13 protein-coding genes are annotated in these 21,278 nt (G+C 49.7%); 3 read left to right on the top strand and 10 right to left on the bottom strand.

Features of this window, described 5'->3' with window-relative positions; translation table 11 throughout:
• Nucleotides 1-102: 102 nt before the first annotated feature.
• Nucleotides 103-3,210: a TonB-dependent receptor gene (locus KO518_RS18550; protein WP_216027339.1), complete on the bottom strand. Its 3,108-nt coding sequence runs from the start codon at nucleotides 3,208-3,210 to the stop codon at nucleotides 103-105.
• A 52-nt stretch (nucleotides 3,211-3,262) separates the two neighbouring features.
• Nucleotides 3,263-6,445, bottom strand: coding sequence for a glycosyl hydrolase (locus tag KO518_RS18555; protein ID WP_216027340.1), 3,183 nt, complete (start codon nucleotides 6,443-6,445; stop codon nucleotides 3,263-3,265).
• A 355-nt stretch (nucleotides 6,446-6,800) separates the two neighbouring features.
• Between KO518_RS18555 and KO518_RS18560 the strand changes: the two genes are divergently transcribed.
• Nucleotides 6,801-7,772, top strand: a complete 972-nt coding sequence (locus KO518_RS18560) for a sugar phosphate isomerase/epimerase (protein ID WP_216027341.1) — start codon at nucleotides 6,801-6,803, stop codon at nucleotides 7,770-7,772.
• A gap of 43 nt (nucleotides 7,773-7,815) precedes the next feature.
• Here KO518_RS18560 and KO518_RS18565 read toward each other — a convergent pair whose 3' ends face one another.
• Entirely contained in the window at nucleotides 7,816-10,230 is a 2,415-nt protein-coding gene (locus KO518_RS18565) for an FKBP-type peptidyl-prolyl cis-trans isomerase (RefSeq protein WP_216027342.1), read from the bottom strand.
• Nucleotides 10,231-10,497: 267 nt separating this feature from the next.
• On the opposite strand from KO518_RS18565, the gene KO518_RS18570 reads away from it, so the two are divergent.
• A complete protein-coding gene (locus tag KO518_RS18570) occupies nucleotides 10,498-11,175 on the top strand; it encodes a hypothetical protein (RefSeq protein WP_216027343.1) in 678 nt (225 codons plus the stop codon).
• On the opposite strand, the gene KO518_RS18575 is transcribed toward KO518_RS18570, so the two are convergent.
• The 3 genes from KO518_RS18575 to KO518_RS18585 all read right to left on the bottom strand — a co-directional run bounded on the left by KO518_RS18575 (nucleotide 11,141) and on the right by KO518_RS18585 (nucleotide 14,283).
• Entirely contained in the window at nucleotides 11,141-12,370 is a 1,230-nt protein-coding gene (locus KO518_RS18575) for a sensor histidine kinase KdpD (RefSeq protein WP_216027344.1), read from the bottom strand. The two genes, KO518_RS18570 and KO518_RS18575, sit on opposite strands and share 35 nt — an antisense overlap.
• Entirely contained in the window at nucleotides 12,363-13,058 is a 696-nt protein-coding gene (locus KO518_RS18580) for a response regulator transcription factor (protein ID WP_216027345.1), read from the bottom strand. Before KO518_RS18580 ends, KO518_RS18575 begins: the two co-directional genes overlap by 8 nt.
• Nucleotides 13,059-13,128: 70 nt before the next feature.
• Nucleotides 13,129-14,283 carry a serine hydrolase gene (locus KO518_RS18585; RefSeq protein WP_216027346.1) on the bottom strand — a complete coding sequence of 385 codons (1,155 nt, stop codon included), beginning with the start codon at nucleotides 14,281-14,283 and terminating at the stop codon, nucleotides 13,129-13,131.
• Between the two features lie 214 nt (nucleotides 14,284-14,497).
• Between KO518_RS18585 and KO518_RS18590 the strand changes: the two genes are divergently transcribed.
• A complete protein-coding gene (locus tag KO518_RS18590) occupies nucleotides 14,498-15,349 on the top strand; it encodes a DNA ligase (RefSeq protein ID WP_216027347.1) in 852 nt (283 codons plus the stop codon).
• 24 nt (nucleotides 15,350-15,373) lie between these two features.
• On the opposite strand, the gene KO518_RS18595 is transcribed toward KO518_RS18590, so the two are convergent.
• The 4 genes from KO518_RS18595 to rluF form a co-directional block, all read right to left on the bottom strand.
• Nucleotides 15,374-16,495 carry an ABC transporter permease gene (locus KO518_RS18595; RefSeq protein WP_216027348.1) on the bottom strand — a complete coding sequence of 374 codons (1,122 nt, stop codon included), beginning with the start codon at nucleotides 16,493-16,495 and terminating at the stop codon, nucleotides 15,374-15,376.
• A 3-nt stretch (nucleotides 16,496-16,498) separates the two neighbouring features.
• Nucleotides 16,499-19,234 (bottom strand): ribosome-associated ATPase/putative transporter RbbA, encoded by a 2,736-nt coding sequence (gene rbbA, locus KO518_RS18600; RefSeq protein WP_216027349.1) that lies wholly within the window; start codon nucleotides 19,232-19,234, stop codon nucleotides 16,499-16,501.
• Nucleotides 19,231-20,286 carry an HlyD family efflux transporter periplasmic adaptor subunit gene (locus tag KO518_RS18605; protein ID WP_216027350.1) on the bottom strand — a complete coding sequence of 352 codons (1,056 nt, stop codon included), beginning with the start codon at nucleotides 20,284-20,286 and terminating at the stop codon, nucleotides 19,231-19,233. The genes rbbA and KO518_RS18605 overlap by 4 nt, the downstream gene beginning before the upstream one ends.
• Before the next feature lie 192 nt (nucleotides 20,287-20,478).
• Nucleotides 20,479-21,219 (bottom strand): 23S rRNA pseudouridine(2604) synthase RluF, encoded by a 741-nt coding sequence (gene rluF / locus KO518_RS18610; protein WP_216027351.1) that lies wholly within the window; start codon nucleotides 21,217-21,219, stop codon nucleotides 20,479-20,481.
• Between the last annotated feature and the right edge of the window lie 59 nt (nucleotides 21,220-21,278).

Raw genomic sequence — 21,278 nt, forward strand, 5'->3', positions numbered from 1 at the left:
AAGTGCCGACCAATATCAGCTATCAGCCAGCACTTTAGTTGGGGCTAAGAGCAGCACGTGTACAATGGGGACGACACCTACTACCGCAAAGCCGGGGACACATTACATACGATACTGTACGCCTAAAGTGAAGCGACGCTCGTTGATATAGCGTTTGTCAGTTAAATCAGTCCACTGGTAGTACTGATCACGGCTTTCTTCAGTCAGGTTCAACCCCTGCAAGGACACCGTAAAGTTCTCGTTGATGTCGTAGCTGACAGAGACATCAACATACATTGTGGCATCCAGGTATTTCGCTAACTCGTAGTCGCCCAAACGTCGCATGGAAAGGAAGGTTTTACTGCGGTAGTTTGCCGCAATACGCGCTTGCAGTGCATCATCTTCATACCACAACGCAAAGTTGGCCTGATGTTCTGAATTGTCCATCATAGGCGTGTCATTGCCGTAGTAGTCAGTTTCATCGCTGGTACTGGGTGAATAAGTATAGTTGGTGTTTATACCGAAGTTTGACCAAATACCATCAAGGAAATCAAAGCCCTGTTGATAGCCAATTTCGATGCCTTCTACGCTTGCTCCCTGACCGTTGCCAATGGTGGTTGTGGGTACCAACCCGGTAAACTCAGTTGTGGCCGGATCATAGCCCCGCACCTGACCATCGCTGTCCGCGATAGGTAAGAATACCGTGGTATTTTTGATGAAGGATTCAATATCAATGGAGAATGCAGCCACGCTTAGCATTCCGGTTTCACTGAAATACCATTCGTAAGACACATCGAGGTTCGTTGAACGCCAGGGCTCAAGTTGTGGGTTGCCCTGCTGACTGGCCGATACGGCACAGAATACATCTGAACCATCGGGTGCCTGCACGTCACACGCCAATATTCGCGACACATTGATACCGCCAGCAAGGTTGTTGGTATTGTGCTGCGTTACCGTTTCTGTGTACGAGAAGCGCAACAACTGGTCGTCAGTGAGATTTAACACCAGGTTGATAGATGGGAGTAGATCTGAATAATCACGCTTCGTATTAATTTGCGCCGAGGCAGGCGGAAGCATGCCCAAAGCGCCAGAGAGAATGTAGTCAACACCGTTGTAGGTAGCAAAACCATTGGTTGCCACGTCTGACTGGTTGATATCCAGCTCCGTTTTCACATAGCGCAAACCCACGTTTCCGCGATATGTCATACCGCCAACTTCGCCATCGAGATTGGCTTGCAAGTAAAATTCCTGAATCGTTTCTTCCATGTCGTAAGAATTTGCACCATCAGGCGACTGGATATTTTGCCCGTACACTTCATTGTGCCAGCCGAGGGGATCAGACATGGCTTCCGGATCAACAAAGTACAGGCTGCCGAGACCAGAAGCACCCTGGAAATCACTGATTTGGGTGATCATGCCTTTTTGATCGAGCTCGGTAAACGAAATCGGTTCAATGAAAGACTCCAGCGAGTTTGGCGCCTGACTGGCTGAATCTTTCCAGCGCGACAAAAACGCTTCACCGTATTCGTTGGTACGGGCCACGCCGCCGATCCAGGCCTGCTGCTCTACAGAACGCTTGGCATAGCGCACGCCAGCGTCAACCGACATGACAGGCCCCCAATCGGCCAAATACGTGCCATCAAGGCGAAACACATCAAGATCAGCATCGCGGTTTGCACCGGTAAGGTTGGTTGATGTTGCGGAATATCGGTTGATGTTGCTGCCAAAGACCTCATTGACTTCTTCACCGTCTATATACATAGTGGATGGCAAATTCCAGATTTGCTCGCCGCCGGAGTAAGTAATACCAATGGGGATCATGGTGAAGTCACCGGCCGCAGTACCATCGGGTAGCTCGGCAGGTTGTCCGTCGTAGCCCCAGGGGTTTACGTCACTTACCGGTACGCCACCAGCGCCTTTATAAGTTGCGCCCACCTGTGAACCACTGTTTATATAGGCATCGACAACGCTCAGCGCATTGTCATCACGGGCTTCCCCATGCACCCAGCGCACGCTGCCGGAAAAATCGCCGCCGTTATCAAACTTAATTTCAAGGTTGGTATTAATGGCTTCTCGTTCTGACGCATTGGCCTCGGAGTGCACCATGGTTCTGCGCGCTTGTAAAACACCACTGGAGAAAGAATTAAATGTACCACCCAAATCGACAATGTTGCCGTCTTCATCCTTAATATAGTTCTCATGGGCGGTAAAGCCGTCGGCAGCGGGTGTGAACCACCCTGTCACACTTTGCCAGGCTTGCGCTGCAATAAAGCCAGCCTGCCTGTTAAGTTCATCCATTTGGGTATAAAACACTTCGCCCAACACTTCGATGTCGTCAGTGGCCTGCCATTGAAAAGACCCATTTACTCCCACACGGTCGCGAGTAACAAACTGGTTTGAAGCCTGATGCCCCTGAAACGCATAATAAACGTCGTCAGTCGTTCCATTACCATTTGCGTCGGTATTGGGTTCTACAAAGGTATTGGCTTCGGTTGCTGCAAAACCCCAATCGCCACCTGCTGAGCCAATCAAATAATCGGCCAGATTTTTCTCTGACACGGTCACCGACAAGGTGGCCCCAAAGTCATGGTTATTGTTGTACCCAATAAATGCGGTTGCCAGGCTATCCACGTCTTCGCCCATAGAGCCATCTGTGGCTTCCACTTTGGCGTTCAGCGTCAAGCCTTCTTCCAGATCAAAAGGCCGGTATGTGGCCAGGTTGATAATACCCGACATTCCCGAAGCGATCATGCTTGCCTCACGGGATTTATACACATCCAGGCCGGAAACCATGGTAGAAGGAATATCAGTAAAATTTGGTTGTACCGTGGTTACTGAACTTGCTGATAGCATTTGCTCGCCATTCAGGGTGGTACCAACCTGGCCTATACCACGAATGTTTACGGTGCTTCCTTCACCACCGGAACGGTTAATTTGCACGCCTGTGATACGTTGCAAAGAATCGGCAATTGTCACGTCGGGCAGCTTACCGATGTCTGTGGCACTAATAGAGTCGCTTACTGAATCAGCAAATCGCTTCTCGTTTAATGATTTAATCTGTGAACCCCGAATACCTCGTACTTGAATGACTTCAACCAGGCTATCGTCGGTATTGTCCACACCCGGTGATGGGCTTTGCGGTGTTTGCGCCGCTACAGCAGCACTCAGAAAAACACTGCTGACACTGGCAGCAATGGCGTGCTTGCAGAAAAGTTGCTGTAAATTTTTCATAGTTGTTCCCTTGTTCGTTGCATGCCGGACACCATGGTGTCCGGCCTTCGCTTTAGTCGAGTGAAATGGTGTCTACATAAAAGGTGGTGTGAGCAGAGGTTAACCCCTGAAATTGCACTCCAAAGCCCTGTAACTCACTGATGTCGCTGATATCCAGCGACAAGCTCGCCATCCCATCGGTTAAGGCCGCGGCACCGGCATCACGCCAGTTTCCATCTTTATCTTTCGCCCACAGTTTGGCTGTGGTGTCTTGTGCCGCGTTGGGAACATAAACCACCATGTTCAGTGTACTTACGTCATCACCCAATAAAATACCGTTTTCAGGGTATGTCTGTATCACCACTTCATCGCCATCGGCTAGGGTTACCTGACCTTGCAGGGCAAAGTTCCCGCTGTCAGCCCAATCATCTGCCAGTGCTAACCCCATTGCTGGCGACCAGTTCACTTGCAGCTCAAAGCCGTTTGTACCTTCGAAGCCCTGATAGTGCTCACCATCGAGCTTGATGGCATCGACGAAGAACCTCGCATCGGTGCTGGTGGCATCAGCGTTGTTAAAACGCACACCCAGACCATTCAGCGTGTCGACTTCACTGACGTCTATGGACAAGGTCGAGCCCCCCTCTTCCAGCGCCGTTGCTGCAGGCCAGCTCTCCACGCCATCCGGGGCTTTGAAGAAAATATGTCCGTCTACACTGCTGCCAGCGCCCATGGCGTTTACATCAATGGTAAGGCTGTTTATTCCTGTTACATCAATACCGCCCGTTGGATAGGTTTGTAGCACTATATTTTCAGCTGAGTCCAACTGAGAGAGATCCTGATACAACGCCAACGATTGCATACCTTCGCTTGCCCACTCACGAGACAAGGTAGTACCCGTTACACCAGACCAGTTCACCTGACTTCCCCAGCCCATGGTATTGGGTTCAAAGTCTTGATAAACCTCTCCGTCAAGAGCAATGCTATCGATTAGGTAAGTCGCCTGCGTCGCTGTACCGTCAAGGCCCATGAAGCGCACCCCCAAACCGTTGATCACGTCTATTTCGCTTACATCAATCGACAGGGTTGTTCCACCTTCGGCAACCGCTACCGCGTCTGGCCAACTCTCTACGCCATCTGGCGCTTTAAAGAAGATGTGCGCGACAATGTTGGCACCTGCTTCCAGCGTATTTACCGCAATGGTCAGTTCATCAGTTTCCGATACATCGATGCCGCCGGCCGGATAGGTTTGAAATACCACGTTGTCCAACGTATCTGGCTGCGTCATATCTTTAGTGACAGATAAAGCGTAGGCACCGTTTTGCGCCCAGGCGTCAGAAATGGCAATGCCGTCGGTGGGAGACCAATTAAGCTGTGCTTCCCAGCTACTTACCGACAATTCAAAATCGGCATAAACACCACTGACTTTGGCTCGTCCGCCTGGAACGTCATCGACGTTGAGCACACCGTCAAAGGCGTAGTTAGCATCAACTTCAGCCGGCGCTGCGCCTTGAGGGCCAATCACTGAATCTGGGTTCCAGAACTCTGAATTCCAGGTAATGAAGAACGACCACATCGCGCCCTGTTCGTGCATGAGTTGTACGTCGGGAATGGTGCCGGTTTCCGTCAGCGCCACCATTTTCTTTCCGTTGTGACGGTCTTGCAGTGTTTTAAACTGGGACGCGAACGTATGGGTATCGTCATTGCGTGGATCGCCGTAGCCGTCGAACCCCACAATGTCTACCATTTCATCGCCTGGGTACCAGTCTTCGCCCAAACCATCGGTGTGGGTAAACACCCAAATAAGGTTGTTCAAACCGTGGTGGTTAGTGAGGCGGTCATACATTAGTGTCCACAAGCCTTTGAAGGCCTCTGCACCTTTTGCCCCCCACCAGAACCATCCGCCTTGTGCTTCGTGCAGCGGACGCCACAATACAGGTATACCGGCGTCTTGCAGCGTTTTTAGTTCTGCCGCCACAATATCAATATCAGCGAGCAGTTCTGCGTATTCAGCAGAGCTGGTATCAGCCAGCGCGGCGGCAATGTCAAAGGTGGTGCCGTCGGTGTAGAAACTGCCATTGCCAGTACCCGTGTTGCCACTTGGCGCACGCCAGTGAAACAGTGCAGAAACAATAAAATTACGGGACGCCTTGTGAGCAATAATCGCCTCGGTGAGGCCATCAAAATCTGCGCCATCGTAAGACGATGAATAATTCATATAATCGAAGGCTATAATCGCAGGAGAATCATCACCGGTTGCCGCTTCAATTTTCTGGGTTTCGAACAGTGGGAAGGTATTATCTTCTTTTTGCGGAAACTCGGTTTGCCCACTGAGTGTAGACGTCAGATAGTTTTCGCTCAGGAACGCCATTAAATCAACCGCTTCCTGAGTGGCATTTGGGTTTACCAGCTCTGGCGCAACGGGCAATGGTGCCGGCGGCTCTGCAGATGGGATGAGCGAAATACCGTCAATGCGGTAGTAATTCCAGCCGCCGCCAACTTCGATGGTGTTTTCACCTTCAACGATTTCCACCACGCCTACGCGCATTTCTTCCCATTGGCCCGTGGCGTTAAATTCAAGCGCATAGTCGACACCATTCACATTTACATTGGCCACTTTGCCGCCGTAGTCTGAAGGAATAGCGTAGCGCACGTTAAGGGTATAAAACCCCGGCGTGGTATTGATGGGAAAAACAGCACTCATGCCAGGCTCAATATCGCCGGTATGGGCATCGTTGTTTGCACCTAGGATGAATTTCTCATCACCCGGAACCACTAAAGCCACGCCATTTAGAATGGTATCTGCATCGCTAACGTCTGCATTGATCACCGAATCCGGGTCGAATACCGTTATTTCCACCGTGTCTTTTAAGGGATTACCGTCATCATCGGTAACGACTTCGCCCTGACTATTAACAATAGCAATATCAAACACCAGTTTGTCGGAAACAACTGAGTCAGGAACAGCAAACGAAACGGTTGAGCCTGTGTTTGTGTTGAGAGCTACTTCCGCGCCACTCACCTGCTCCCACATAATGACTTCACCGCTGGTTGTACCCACCAGCTTCGCTTCCAATGTCACTGCGTCGCCTGGCTTAATTTCCATATTATCAGGCGCAATAATATTGAGCGGTTTCTCTTCAGGTTGGTAAACAGCTGTTTCAGTATTCAGATCGTCGCCGCCCAGGCAACCACCCAACCCCAACAGTATGCTGGCACCCAGCATACTACGAGCAAATAGCATTCGGTTTCTGTTCATTGTTCTCATTTCCCACGTTGGCCCAACTAAATGAACCGGTTCATTTTTAGTTATTTAAAAAACCGGAACGAACAAAATGAACCGGTTTATTTTTACAATATACTTACATGAACCGTTCAGATCAACATTTTTTTAACGTCTCGGCAAGCGTGGCATTTTCACACATAAAATTAAACGGGCAACCCAGCAAACCATTTAATTTAGCAGCAGATAGGGTTCATATTTCAGGTTGTCTGTGTGAGGCACCCTCCATCACAGCGCTCACTTTGTTAATAAAAGTGGCATCAACACCCCTTATGAACCGGTTCAAATTGTTATATAGTGGTTCTCAACGTCTATTATTAACAGGGTTACTATGTTTACACGCCGTCAGTTTCTTCAAGCCGCAGTGACAGGTACAGCAATGGCGACAACGCCCTTAGCTATCGCCGCCAATATGACACAAAACACTCCGCAGTTGTCAGTATCACAATGGTCGTTTCATCGCGCAATTTTAGGCACCAGTAAAGACAACTACCCGGCATTCCTCAAAACCCTTCATTCCGACCACCCAGAGCGCGTGTTGCAGGGCACGCTCGACCCACGAGACATTTGTGTGGTTGCCAGGGAGCTCGGGCTGGCTCATGTTGATCTGGTAAATATTCTCTTCTTCGGCTATCACAGTAACGCAGCATATTTGCGGGAATTTACCCAACGGGCAAACGACAACGGCGTGGCATTTCAAGTACTAATGTGTGACCAAACCGGCGAGCTAGGAGCCAGTACAGCCGCTAAGCGACAAGCGTCAATTGATTTACACAAGCGCTGGCTGGATACTGCTGCCACATTGGGCTGCAAGCAACTTCGGGTAAACGCCTATGGCGATGGCTCATACTTACAACAACTGAATAACTGCGCCGCGTCTTTGCACACGCTGGCAAGCCACGCAGCAGCAATGAACATTGAACTACTTGTAGAAAATCACGGCTACGCATCGAACAACGGCGCCTGGCTGGCCATGCTTATAGAGCGCGCTGATCACCGAAACCTGGGGGTATTCACCGACTTGGACAACTTCTTCATGGGAGGATGGGATATTGAGCCTGAACGGCGCTACGACAGAATTCAGGGCATACATGATCTCGCTCCGTTCACACGCGGCGTGAGTGTAAAAGCCCACGATTTTAATGAGCGCGGCGAAGAAACCACCCTGGCATACCCACCGTTATTCGCTATTTTACAGCAAGCGGGCTTTGCAGGCTTTTATAGTATTGAATATGAAGGCACACGATTGAGCGAAATGGAAGGTACCCGAGCCACCCTCGCATACACGAAAGCGTCGTTATAGCGCAGGCGCGTTTTCCCTTCATGATTGCCGACGTAAGCGGCAATCAGTTTTTAATAACATCGAAAAGCTCGATCTCAAATATCAACGTACTATTCGCAGTAATGATACCCGTGCCACGCTCTCCATAAGCAAGTTCAGCCGGAATAAACAAGCGAAACCTGGCCCCCTCTTTCATTAGCTGCAGCCCTTCTGTCCAGCCCTCAATCACTTTGTTTAACGGGAAAGACGCTTTTTCACCACGTGCATAGGAAGAGTCGAACTCGGTGCCGTCTGTTAATGTGCCTCGATAGTGCACGGTCACGTTGTCATCCTCGTCTGGTGATATACCAGTGCCCGCTCTTATTATTTCGTATTGCAGGCCGCTTGCTGTTTGTCTCACACCCGGCTTTCTGGCGTTTTCCGCCAAAAATTGTTTTCCGATTTCGATGTTTCGGCTGGCGATGCCTTCTTCGTATTGTTTTTTGAGTAAAGCCACTCTTTCACCGAGTTTATTGGAGTAGGTTTTAATGTCGTCGTCTGCCAGGACAGATGAAGCACGCAAGCCATCAAAAAAGCCGCCGATAACCATTCCGTAACCACTGATCACCAAATCGTGCTTTTCCTGTCCGTCCCATTTTTCGAAATCTTCAAATACCCTGTGAAAGTAAAGCCCTACCGATTGTCCCAAGGCATAAGCCACTTTATTTCTATCTGTAATTTCAAAGGCTTCTTTGCCTTCTGCCGCTTTAATTAACGCTTGTGCATCGGCAGCACTGAGTACAGCATCATTCCTAAGCCCCGCTTCAAAACCGCTTCTCACATCAGATTCCGGCAGTTCCTGCTTCGCCATTTTATCATCTATGTATTGACCAGCCAGCGCGCCGGCGGCATACAACTCTTTTTCAAAATCCGTTTTGGGTATAGTTCCAGGTTCTTTTTTAGGCTCTTCAGCAACAGGCTTGGCATTGCCTTTACTTGCATTCACCCTAAGTGTTTGTTCATCGCTATTACTGCTCAATGTGAGTTCATCTGGTGTCACTTTGTTCTTTGGGGTTGATGTGGTGCTCACCCAATAGGCCCCGCCTAGTACCACGGCCAAAATAACCACAATCGCAGGCCATTTAGCCGAAGTTTTTGCGGGCCCTGTTACAGATGTATCTGATTGTGTTTTTGCAGACGATGTCGAAGTTGCTACTGTTGACATGGTAGCCGCATCATCTCCGGCCAACTTTTTTTGGTTCAATATGCGTTGCAAATCAGCCAGCAATTTCCCAGTGCTGGCAACGCCGGCGGCAAGCAGCGCATCTATCTGTTCCTTCGACAGGCTATCGCCAGACGCTTGCTTTCTGTTGAGGTTATCAACCCAGCGCTGAAGGGCTCTTTGCTGAGGCGAACTGTTCGCTTGTTGTTGTGATACCCGCGCGATAAGTTCATCCAATGCCTCTTCTGTGAGATTCGCCAAATCGGCCAACGCTTGTAATACCGGCTTATCGCTGTTTTTTACCTCTCCATTATCGGTAAGAAACTGAATAATTTTTTGCTCCAACGGTAACAGCTCGGGGTTAATTTGTTCATTGCCCCCCACCCAGGTAGCCGTCGTTTCTGAGCCCGCAGTGCTATCTTGCTCGGACATCGCCAGCGCAAAGGCCTCGTTAAAGGCCACGGCATTTTCAAAGCGATCGTCTTTACGTTCACTGATCGCTTTTAAAATAACATCGTTAAGTGCCTTTGACATCGTGTTCACAATGACATTTGGATCGGCATAGCGGCCCGAGGGAAGACGGCCGGTAAACATGCGATAGCCCAGTGTGCCTAAACTATACACATCAGCTCGCGCATCTACGTGCTTAGCGCTTTCCCGCTGCTCCGGGGCCATATAGTTTCGGCTACCCATACCGAGTTGCGATACCGTGCTATGGCCGGAATCTGGCGCTTTGGCGATGCCAAAGTCCACAATGCGCACATCGCCACCGGCGGTAAGCATGACATTCGATGGCTTGATATCGCGGTGAACCAAGCCTTTTTCATGGGCGCCAGCAATACCGGTAAGCACCTGAGCGAATACCGCTAGTGCCTCATCGAAGGGCATGGCTTTGGGTTTGTGCTCGTCAGCCAGTTCAGATACGGCATTTATATCAAACACATCCTTACCTAATTTTTCGGTAAGAGAATGAGCCATATACGGCATGATGTAGTACGGCGAGCCATCTCCCAGTTCACCAAACTCCAGAATATTGATCACAAAGGGATTGTCTTCCAGCGAACCGAGAATACGGGCTTCATTGGCAAATCGCCTGCGCAGGATATCCAGTCCTTCGGTATCGGACGAAGTCGCAAACGCAATAAGATTTTCATCTTTGGGGTGAAATACCTTAATGGCCACATCTCGACTGATGTGTTCATCGTGTGCTAAATAGACCTGTCCGAACCCACCTGCACCCAATAACTTTATAATTTTATATTTACCGATGTTTTCCATGCCGCCAGCGTCCTGCTTATTCCGATTCAAAGCAAATAGGTATCATTGATATAACAAGATTTGAAGTAAAACCTTACTGGTTACATTTAGTTAAGGCAATTGTTTATTTTCCGTTCACCCTGCACTTCACACGCGGAATAAACCCACGCTATTCGAGTCCCCTGACAAGGTTTGTTGCAAATTATTCCATGCTTAACTTGCTATATAGGAAGAAATATTCTCATATAATGCACACAGTAAATTCACACATTCACCACAGGCAGCGCCATGCAACCACAATACAATGCCCCCTATCGCATGGCCGGACTGGCAGCGTTAATGTGCGCAGGCTGTTTTGTGGTGGGGTTTGTGATGATTTTCTACATTGAACCGGGTATTCATTTAAACCCCCACCAACGGCTTGCATTTATTCTGAGCAACGGGCGCTATTTCCAACTGTGGTACCTGATAATTTTTGTATTGTTCGGTATTAATTTACTCGTACTTACCCAGGGCATAAACCGCTTCATCAGCCCCTATCAAACTTTGAGCTACCACCTTACCATGATGTTCGGGTTTATCTGGGCGTCTTACGTTATTGCCTGTGGTCTCATTGCCACTCTGTCTATTGAATACCTATTGCACTTGCCGGAAAACGAACAATCTTCAGTCTGGTTTGCCATTTACAGCCTGCAAACCGGTTTGGGCGATGGGGTGGAATGGGTAGGTGGTGTGTGGCTGCTGTCCTTGAGCCTACACGCCCTGTATTTCCGTCTACCGTACAAACTGCTAAATACCTTTGGTGCCATCATTGGTTTCATTGGTTGTCTTACGCTCGTGCCGGTGCTGTCATCGGCAGGTGTTGTCTTCGGCCTGACGCAAATACTGTGGTTCGTGGCCGTAGGCATCACCTTTATCCGGCGAAGCCGCACTATACAGACGCAGGGAGCACTGGCATCAAAGTAACTGAGTAGTGCGTTGGCGTGTTGCTTACCGATACCGTCCACCCCATCACATCTGCGATGCGCTTTACCAAATACTGCCCGTGCCCCAACCCTTGATAAGCCTGAGAAGATGCGCCGCTAATGGCATTCTCGAACACGATGTACTGCTCTTCTGTATAAATGCGCATGCCACCTGCCCCGCCGTGGTAAAAACCATTGTTAATCAGGTTTTGCAACAACAGAGTAATGAGATGGTCGTTACCCTCCACCGCCATGCTTTTGCTGATATCAACCCGCACGTCAAAATCAGTGGCGGATGTGGAACCGTACAGTGCCAGAATGGCCCGTTCGATAAAGGGCAGTAATACCCAGCTTTTAAAAACAAGGTTTTCTTTTCGGGCAAGAGCCAACAGCACCTCTACTGTGTTTTGTAGGGTATCCGTAGATTGAGACAAAATCTGTTTGTCGTCTTCTGACATTACGCCATTTTCGTTCAGCACCAGTGTATTGCGGATCAGGGCAATGGGCGTGCGTAGTTCATGACTTACATCACTGGCAAAATTGTGTTCCCTACGCCACGCTTGTTGTAACGCCTGAAAAGTTCTCTCAAAGGTCAATGCCAGCCGCCCAATTTCGTCCTCCCTGGACGCTTGCGCAATACTGCACGGTTTTTCCGGTTGCTGCGACCCCACTTTATTCGTCAGGGCGATAATGGGGGCAGACAATTTAGTTGCGATAAACCAGGTACTTAACACCGTGAGTAAAATAACAGCCACGGAAATACTCACCAGAAAGACACTGAACACAGAAGAAAAATACGACAGCGCACCCACGTTTTGTGTATTGAGCACCAGCCACCAGGCACTGGCGTCAGCCGGTGTAAAGAGCGCGTAGCCATAGCCCTTTTTTCCTTCATAGGTGAAAGTGTATAGGCGCGCGTCGTGGAGGCTTTTTGTCACCGCCGGAAAACGAATAAAATCGTCTCTGGGTAAGACAAACACACCCTGGGTTAAAAACTGGGCGTTGGCGTTATCCAGGTCCAACTGATTTAACGCCCCCGGAGCAATTGCAGCGGCCTCCCTTTCCAATACATATTGGGCCACCACGTCTTCTGTGACTTCCACAAACAGTGACGTAACCCGAAAATAAAACAGGTTTATAACCAGCACCAACGCTCCAAACCCAAAAAAGAGTTGCGCGCGGATCCCTTTAAACATTGTCCAGTCCCTGCAACTGATAACCAATATTGCCGATGGTGACCAGTTGCACCTCAGGCGCTTGTTGAGCTAAAGCCTTGCGCAGATTGTACATGTGAGATTTTAACGGGTTACTTTCCGGCAGCTCATCGTTCCACAGTGTGGCAACGAGATCACTTCGCGCCACGGGTTGTGGATAGGCGTTTACCAGTTCGCGTAAGATCTGAAACGCCACCTTGGTTACTTTGAGTTGCTGGTCCTGCCAGGAAGCAACACTGGCTTTCAGGTCAAGCTTTAGGCCACCTTTCGACAGAGTAGTTGCCGTGTGCAACTGAGGCCTGCGAGCCAGCGCTTCACAACGAAGGGCCAGCTCCCGCAAGTCACAAGGTTTGGTGAGGTAATCGTCAGTTCCCTGGGTAAACCCTTTGGCCTTATCTTCAAATGCGTCCCTGGCGGTGAGCATCAAAACAGGCGTGAGACGGGTTTGTTGCTCTTTTATTTGCTGACAAACCGTTAACCCGTCGCAATCCGGCAAATTTAGATCCAGAATAATAACATCGTAGTGATGGTTCAGCGCCAGCGTCACTCCCTGCTTGCCCTTGTCCGCGAAATCCAGCTGCCACCCCAGCCCTTCTAAAAAACGGCTTACCTGCCGGGCAAGGGCCAGATTATCTTCAATAAGTAACACCGACAGTGTGCTTTGTGACATCCTTTTATCCTGTTTCAAGGGGGAAACTTCACCGCTAGTAAGCTACCGTAACACAACACCTGCCATGTCTTTACAACACACTGGCTAACACCGCCTGCATCAATGCATCTACCGTATCGCTGCAGACGTCATAGCCGTTGCAGTTGGCAAACAGTGTAATTACGGTATTGTTGTGCTCCACGTAAGCGTTAGTGGTTTTATACCCCGCTTCGTCACCGCCGTGGTGAAACACAACTTTACCATTAATCAGTTCTTTGAAAATACCTAAGCCGAAATCCATGTCATAGGGCGTATCAATAATGCTGTCTTCCCCCACCAGAATATTACGCACCTCTTCAGACAGTGGGCTGTCGTCAGATACAATGGCTGTGAGCAGCGCAGACAGGTCTGTTACTGTGGTCACTAAAGGCGCATCAGCAACGCCCACACTCGCGTAGAATGGCCGGGTATCTAGCATCTCGTCGCCGAGCAATAAATAGCCGGAAATCGATTCGCCCAATTCATTTTCCCAACCACTGTAGTACGTGTTGTTCATTCCAAGGGGAATAAATACCCGATTTCTAAGCGCCGTGTGGTGATGTTCGCCGAGAACGTTATCTAACACCAACCCCGCCAATAAATAATGGGAATTGGAATAGTGAACCCCTTCGCCAGGCGCAAAATAAGCTGGCTTATTGAACACAAATGAAAGCGCATCGATATCAGATTTAAGCGTACCTACGCTATTTTGGCCGGCTTCAAACCAAGCAGCAGATGTGTCGGCATCGAGATAATCGTGCACTCCCGCGGTATGGTTCAACAATTGGAGAATGGTTATTTCCCGGCTGTGTGGAATGTTGTTTAAGACACTGTCGGGCAGGTAGTCGGCAATGAGATCATTTATATTCAACAGTCCCTCTTCGTGAAGCAGGGCAACCAAGAGTGCTGTCGCTTTTTTTCCGGCACTGCCGGCTGGCATTTGATGATAGACCTCCATAGGCTCGAAAGTTGTCCGACTTGCCACTCCGGCAGCCCCGGTGAACGACACTTCGTCGCCCTGCACATGCAGGATAAGACCGGGAATATTATCTCCCACGGTGTCGTCCAGCCAATCCTGATACGACGCAGTTACCGGTGGAAGCGGCGATGGATTCGATGACGATGAATCGCCACTGGAACCACAGCCTGCCAGTAACGCCAGGCCAGCTGCCAGAAAAAGGGGAATAGGTAGGTGTTGCGCTTTCATGAGTTTTTTCCTTAGTCAGTAACGACCGACACCAGACCTGCGGCCACCGCGGCGATCCTGTCGTTGTTCATAGTGTTGACGTTACTTTAGGTAAACCGGGGTGAAGGAAAGGTGAAAAACACCTGCTAGTTGCCAAACCCGCCTTTTGGTCGGCGAATTCGCCATCAATGCCGGCTAGTATGAGGTGAATTGTTCCATTAGCAGAGCACAGGCAATGTTTCGTTTTACAGGTTTATTGGGCTTATTCTGCAGTGTGTGTTTACTGGCTTTTGCTCCAATAGCAACAGCTAAAATGCCACTGCAACTTGCGTCGACGTACAGCAAACACATCACACCTGAACACTACTTTGTAAGTGAAAAGCTCGACGGCATCAGAGCCCGTTGGACCGGGTCAATGCTACTCACCCGAAGCGGCAACCCTATTCATGCGCCAGCGTGGTTTACCAAACACTGGCCAGCAGTACCGCTAGATGGTGAGCTTTGGACTAAAAGGGCTGATTTTCAGCGAATCGCCTCCATCGTCCTCAGTGACACCCCTGATGAACGATGGCGGAATGTGAAGTTCATGCTATTTGATTTACCCACCCACGGAGGCCCTTTTATAGATCGGGTTGATGCCATGGCGCGACTGATAGCAAACACCAACAATGGCCATCTCGCCGTTATTGAGCAACTCACTTTTCGCAACCACCATGAGCTACAGGCACACCTAAAAGCCGTTACTGACGCTGGCGGCGAAGGGCTTATGTTGCACCACAAGCAAGCTCTTTACGCCGATGGTCGTTCGCCCCACCTGTTAAAAGTTAAATTATTTGACGATGCCGAAGCGAGGGTAATTGCACATGTGCCCGGAAAGGGAAAATACGCCGGCATGATGGGTTCCCTTCTTGTGGAAACCGCCAGCAACGTGCAGTTTAAAATAGGAACGGGCTTTTCTGACGACGACAGGCTGCACCCGCCCCCTGTGGGCAGTTGGGTAACCTATAAATATTACGGCACAACTAACACGGGAAAGCCCAGATTCGCCAGTTTTTTGCGAAGAATACCCAAAAGCGATTTGCAATAGACCAGCCTTTGTCCAATAAAACAGCTACGTCATGCTACCAATGGTACTTTTGAATCGACGCAGCGCCACCGTGTAAAAAACACAACCAATAACAAAGAGCGCCAGCAGTTGAGGGTATATTACGCTGAGTTCCGCACCGCGATACAGTACGCCTTGCGACGCCATCACAAAGTGAGTGTTGGGGGTTAGCAACATGATGTACTGGATAAAATCAGGCATGCTTTCTCTAGGCGTTGTGCCACCAGACAAAAGCTGTAACGGCAACAGCACCAGAATAAGCAATAGTCCAAACTGCGGCATGGAGCGGGCAATGGTGGCCATGAAAATACCCATACTGGATACGGCAAACAATTGTAGCGCCACGGCCACCATAAACAACCACACATCACCATTAACTGGCACGCCCAAAGCCCCCTGAATTACGGCGTATACCGACAACAGCGTAACTGTCCACACCACGGCGCCGGTGGCGAGTATTTTAGACAGCATAATTTCACTGTCTGACACCGGCATAACCAGCAGATGCTCTATGGTTCCCCGCTCTTTTTCCCGAATAAGCGCCGCGCCGGACAAAATAATGGCAATCATGGTTACCGCATTAATAAGCTCCATCACCGATCCAAACCAGAAGCTCTCCAGCGCGGGGTTGAACCTGGCTCGCATGACAAGTTCCACCGGATAAGACACCTCCGACTTATACCCTTGAAGGTAAGCACTCACTTCCGCATTGAGGATTTCAGTAATATAGCCATTGCCGGTAAATGCCTGACTAATGCGAGTGGCATCTACGTTTACCTGAACGTCCGGCTGTAAGCCTTTAAAGACTTCTTTTTCGAAGTTCGGTGGAATGGTTACCACAAAGGTAAAGGCACCGGTATCAAGTACCCGGTTTACCTCGTTGTCGTGAATGACTTCAGGCGTTAAAAAGTAAGGCGGTGCAAAGGCATCAATGATCCGTTTGGAAAGCTGCGACTGGTCGTGATCCACAAAAGCGATGGGCGCATTGTGTAACGACTCAGGCATGGCTGTAGCAGCAGTGTATATGTTGACGGTAAACACATACAATATAAGCACCAGCATGGCCGGGTCCCGCCACAGGCTCCATAATTCTTTTACACTCAGATGTGTTACGTTCTTCAGTTTCACCGATCAGCGCTCCTGTTTGTTGAGCAGCATAGTGGCAAGGCACAGCGTAACAGGAATAGAAGCGGCAATGGCATAAACCGTGAAATCCAGCGTTTCAAACCCCAGCCCCTTGCTGAATATTCCGCGACTGGCCAACAAAAAGTAACTCACGGGGTGCCCTTCTCCAACAATACGACCAAAGCCTTCCAACGCGGATACAGGAGTGATCATACCGGCAAACTGTATCGCCGGTACCATTGTGCCTATAGTGGTAAGTAAGATTGCGGCTATTTGGCTATTCGTGAACACCGATGCCAACAACCCAAAGCTGGTAGAAAAGGTAACAAAAAGCAGGGCGATAACTGACAACGCCACCACATCTCCTTTCAAAGGCACGTCAAACAGCCATACCGCCATGGCAACCAACAACAGAAAGCTAACAAATGAGGTTGCTATGTAAGGCAACTGTTTTCCCAATAGAAACTCAATTTTTTTAATTGGGGTAACATATAAGTTAATGATAGATCCCAGTTCTTTTTCCCGCACGACAGCCAGCGAAGTAAGCAAAGCTGGAATCATCAGCAACAACATGGGAATAACAGCGGGCACAATGGCTACCAAACTGCGAATATCCGGGTTGTACAAATAGCGCGACACCACATTAATATTACTTGTAGATGTCACCTGACTCATTTGCGATGCCTGTTGCGAAAGCCAGGTAACGTGAATGCCGGTTACGTAACCTTCGATGGTTTCTGCCCGGGAAGGCATGGCGCCGTCTATCCAGGCGCCAATCTCTACCGTTTCACCATTGTGCAGCGTTTGACCAAAATCAGGGGGAATTTCTACAGCCAGTGAAATTTCACCGCTTTTCATTCGTCTGTCCATATCGTCATAACTGGTAATGGCCGGCATTTCTACAAAATAGCGGGAACCTGACAGCGCATTTCTGTACTCCAGGCTAAGGGACGACTGGTCTCGGTCGAACACTGCGTACTTGAGATCTTCCACATCCATGGTAATGCCATAGCCAATAACCACCATCAGCACCATACTGCCAAGAAACGACATGGTTAAGCGAATAGGGTCGCGAACCAGTTCCAAGGTTTCCCGAGAGGCATAACTCAGCAGCCGTCGCAGTGCCATACCGCGTTTTTTTCGCGAGTGCGCATTTTGGCTTGTATGGACTGTGGTTAGCGGTGTTGAGGTGTTTTCCTCACAGGGAGTTCCTGACGTCTGTGCCTCTTTCAGGTATGCAATAAACGCCTCTTCCAGTGTATCAGCCTGTTTATCACTGATAATGGCATCGGGTGTATCGGTAACCAGTACTTTACCGGCGTGCATTAACGAAATGCGATCGCATCGCGCCGCCTCATTCATAAAGTGTGTTGAAATAAAAATGGTCACGCCGTCTTCACGGGCAAGGGCAATAAGCAAACGCCAGAAGTTGTCCCGGGCCACAGGATCAACGCCAGATGTGGGTTCATCAAGAATTAACACTTCCGGTTTGTGCACCATGGCCACGGCTAACGACAAGCGCTGTCGTATACCCAGCGGTAACGACGCCGGCAAACTGTGTTGGTGTGATGTGAGGGAAAAGCGGGCCAGCATTTCATCTACCCGCTCAGCCAACCGCTCGCTGTCTACGTTAAACAACCGCCCGTGTAACACCAGGTTCTGCCGCACGGTAAGTTCGGTATACAAAGAAAAGCTCTGCGACATATATCCGACCCGATAACGGGTGCTGATGTCGTTTGAGCCCAGTTCGCTTCCCAGCAGCCACGCATCCCCAGAGGTTTGTGGTAACAAGCCGGTGAGCATTTTCATGGTGGTGGATTTCCCGCATCCGTTAGACCCCAAAAAGCCGAAAATCTCACCTTTGCGAATACTAAAACTCACGTCGCTAACGGCGACAAAATCACCAAACTGCATGGTGAGATGCTTCGCTTCTATGGCGATTCCTGCTTGCTCATTGTCGGCCAGCGGCGTAACTTCCACTTCGGTGTGATGTTGCTTTATCTCTTCGGGAAGCAAGGCTATAAACGCCGATTCCAAATCCTGGGTGCCGGTTTGCGCCAGCAACTCGGCGGCGGTACCTGTTGCCAACACCTTACCGGCATTTAGCGCCACCAGTTGGTTAAACTGCTGAGCTTCGTCCATGTAGGCGGTGGCAACGACTACCGTAATATCGGGTTGGGCGGAGTGAATATCATTGATGAGTGACCAAAACTGACTACGGGCCAAAGGATCCACGCCCGTGGTAGGCTCGTCGAGAATAAGCAGTTTTGGGTCGTGAATAAGCGCACAGCACAACCCCAGTTTTTGCTTCATCCCACCCGATAATTTCCCGGCCGGGCGGGATAAAAATGGGTATAGCCCGGTACGACGGGTAAGGGCGTCAATGCGCGTTCGTCGCTCGGCGCGACCATGCCCAAAAAGCTTGGCAAAGAACTGCAGGTTTTCTTCCACCGACAACGTTGGGTACAGGTTTTTCCCTAACCCTTGCGGCATATAAGCAATATCAGCACAAATAGCATTGCGGTGCCCCTTACTTCGCATGTCACCGCCAAGCACCTGCAACTGGCCGTCCTGCATTTCCCGCTCACCGGCAATGAGCGACAACAATGTAGACTTTCCCACCCCATCCGGGCCTATAATTCCTACTGTTGTCCCAGTGGGAATCGTCAGTGAAATACTATCTATGGCAAGGGTGTTTCCATAACGAACCGTTAAGTGTTCACACGCGACAATGTTTTTCATTGCGCCACAAGCTCAGGCAAATCGTCCGGCCACTCGGCACCGTCGTCTAACTTAACCCATACCACACCGGGCAAGCCCGTTTTCACTTTGTTTAGGTGTTTCTTAAGCAGCGAAGCCGGTATTTTGGCCTTCACGCGAAACATTAGTTTTTCCCGCTCGCTTTGGGTTTCAACAGAGCGTGGTGTAAACTGCGCGACGTCAGCCACGTAGGAAATAGTGGCGGGAATGGCAATATCTTGCGCGGCATCCAAGACAATTCGCGCTTCGCCACCAATAGACAACCGTCCTACCTGAGAGGCTGGAAGGAAGAACGTCATGTAAACATCGGTTAAGTCCACCATACTCAGCACGCGTCCACCGGCAGCCACTACCTCGCCGGGTTCAGCCACGCGGTATTGAATTCTGCCATCCCGAGGGGCTTTCAGCTGCATATCGTCCATTTCAGACAAAATTTGGGCAATAGTGGCATCCGCAGCACTTACCGCAGCTTTAGCTGACTCCAATTGAGCCTTTGTGGCTTCTATGGTGGCATCAGCAGCGGTTAGTCTGGCTTTGACGGCATTTACCGCCGCTTTTGCACTGTCTACCGTTGTCAAATTATCTTCCGCCAGTTGTTGGGACACAGCGCCGGTTTTCGCCAGTTCACTGGTGCGTTTAGCGTGCGCGACAGCCGCTTTCATTTCCGCTTCAGCCTGCAACAAAGAGGCGTTTAACGCGGCTTTTTCACTTTCCCGCTGTGCCACGGCCATTTTCGCGGCCTCAACGGCACTTTGCGCTTGCAACCGCTGGGCCTTGGCCTGCATCAACTGGCTGTTAATAGTGGCGGTATCAAGCTTGGCGACTAAAGTTCCGGCCTCTACCTGCTCGCCTTCATTGACGTAAATTTCTTCAATGCGCCCGGCCACTTTTGCCGAAAGACCAATTTCTGTGGCCTCGATGCGGCCATTACCAGAAACAACACTCTCATCATCGGTTTCACTGATAAAGGCATTGACAAGGATGCCGATGATAACGACAAAAAGGACGGACAAGATAACCGGTGTTTTTTTCACAGCGGCGTTCCCTATGCTAAATAGAATGTGGAGGTTTGCCATTAATAGCAATGGCATAAAAAGACAACTGCCACATTAGTATAGAGAGATGCAAATACGGGGAATTGCGCTAAATCAAAAAAAGCCCGACTCATCGGGCTTGTTGTGTAAAGATCCGGAGCATTACCCTAACTCACCGCGATGGGCGAGTGTTTATTCCGCGGTTTTTCGAGACTGCTTAAGCGCCCCATTGAGTTGGCTCAACTCTTCTTCAGTAAGGTTTCGCCACTGACCCGGGCGTAGTTTACCCAATGTGATATGCATAATACGGTTGCGCTTGAGTTTGGTGACTTCATAACCTAAGAATTCGCACATACGGCGAATTTGCCGGTTCAGCCCCTGAGTAAGAATAATAGTAAAACTGTATTTACCTTTGGGTTTGACAATGCAGGGTTTGGTGACCGTGCCAAGTATGGGCACGCCCTTTGCCATTTTTTGCAAGAAACGGGGGCTAACTGGCTGGTTCACCGTTACTTCGTATTCTTTGTCGTGGGCGTTTTCGGCGCGCAGAATTTTGTTTACTATGTCACCATCGCTGGTGAGTAAAATTAACCCTTCAGAGGGTTTATCCAGCCGACCGATGGGAAAAATACGCGCTTTGTGGTTGATGGCATCAATAATATTGCCTTTAATGTGTCGCTCGGTGGTACAGGTGATACCAATGGGCTTGTTGTACACAATGTAAATTCGATCAGACTTGTCTTTCGCCACCGCCCCAACCACTTTGCCATCTACTTTTACAACATCACCGGCGTTTATCTTGGTGCCCAGTTCAGGCGGGTTGTTGTTAACGGAAACCCGTTTTTGCTCAATCAGCTTGTCGGCTTCTCTGCGAGAGCAAAAGCCTGTGTCGCTAATGTACTTATTGAGGCGCTTAGGCTGCTCTGAACTCATTGTGCAACTATCCTGTGGGGCGGCATCGCCGGCTGGAAAAAGAAGGGACATTATACCGG

The organism is Aestuariibacter sp. A3R04, from assembly GCF_018860805.1.
In the GTDB taxonomy this organism is placed as follows: domain Bacteria; phylum Pseudomonadota; class Gammaproteobacteria; order Enterobacterales; family Alteromonadaceae; genus Alteromonas.

Bases quoted from the DNA above. Each gene is read 5' to 3' on its own strand.
- KO518_RS18550 (WP_216027339.1), bottom strand. From the start codon at position 3,210: ATGAAAAATTTACAGCAACTTTTCTGCAAGCACGCCATTGCTGCCAGT.
- KO518_RS18570 (WP_216027343.1), top strand. From the start codon at position 10,498: ATGCAACCACAATACAATGCCCCCTATCGCATGGCCGGACTGGCAGCG.
- KO518_RS18560 (WP_216027341.1), top strand. From the start codon at position 6,801: ATGTTTACACGCCGTCAGTTTCTTCAAGCCGCAGTGACAGGTACAGCA.
- KO518_RS18575 (WP_216027344.1), bottom strand. From the start codon at position 12,370: ATGTTTAAAGGGATCCGCGCGCAACTCTTTTTTGGGTTTGGAGCGTTG.
- KO518_RS18585 (WP_216027346.1), bottom strand. From the start codon at position 14,283: ATGAAAGCGCAACACCTACCTATTCCCCTTTTTCTGGCAGCTGGCCTG.
- KO518_RS18555 (WP_216027340.1), bottom strand. From the start codon at position 6,445: ATGAACAGAAACCGAATGCTATTTGCTCGTAGTATGCTGGGTGCCAGC.
- rbbA (WP_216027349.1), bottom strand. From the start codon at position 19,234: ATGAAAAACATTGTCGCGTGTGAACACTTAACGGTTCGTTATGGAAAC.
- rluF (WP_216027351.1), bottom strand. From the start codon at position 21,219: ATGAGTTCAGAGCAGCCTAAGCGCCTCAATAAGTACATTAGCGACACA.
- KO518_RS18580 (WP_216027345.1), bottom strand. From the start codon at position 13,058: ATGTCACAAAGCACACTGTCGGTGTTACTTATTGAAGATAATCTGGCC.
- KO518_RS18565 (WP_216027342.1), bottom strand. From the start codon at position 10,230: ATGGAAAACATCGGTAAATATAAAATTATAAAGTTATTGGGTGCAGGT.
- KO518_RS18590 (WP_216027347.1), top strand. From the start codon at position 14,498: ATGTTTCGTTTTACAGGTTTATTGGGCTTATTCTGCAGTGTGTGTTTA.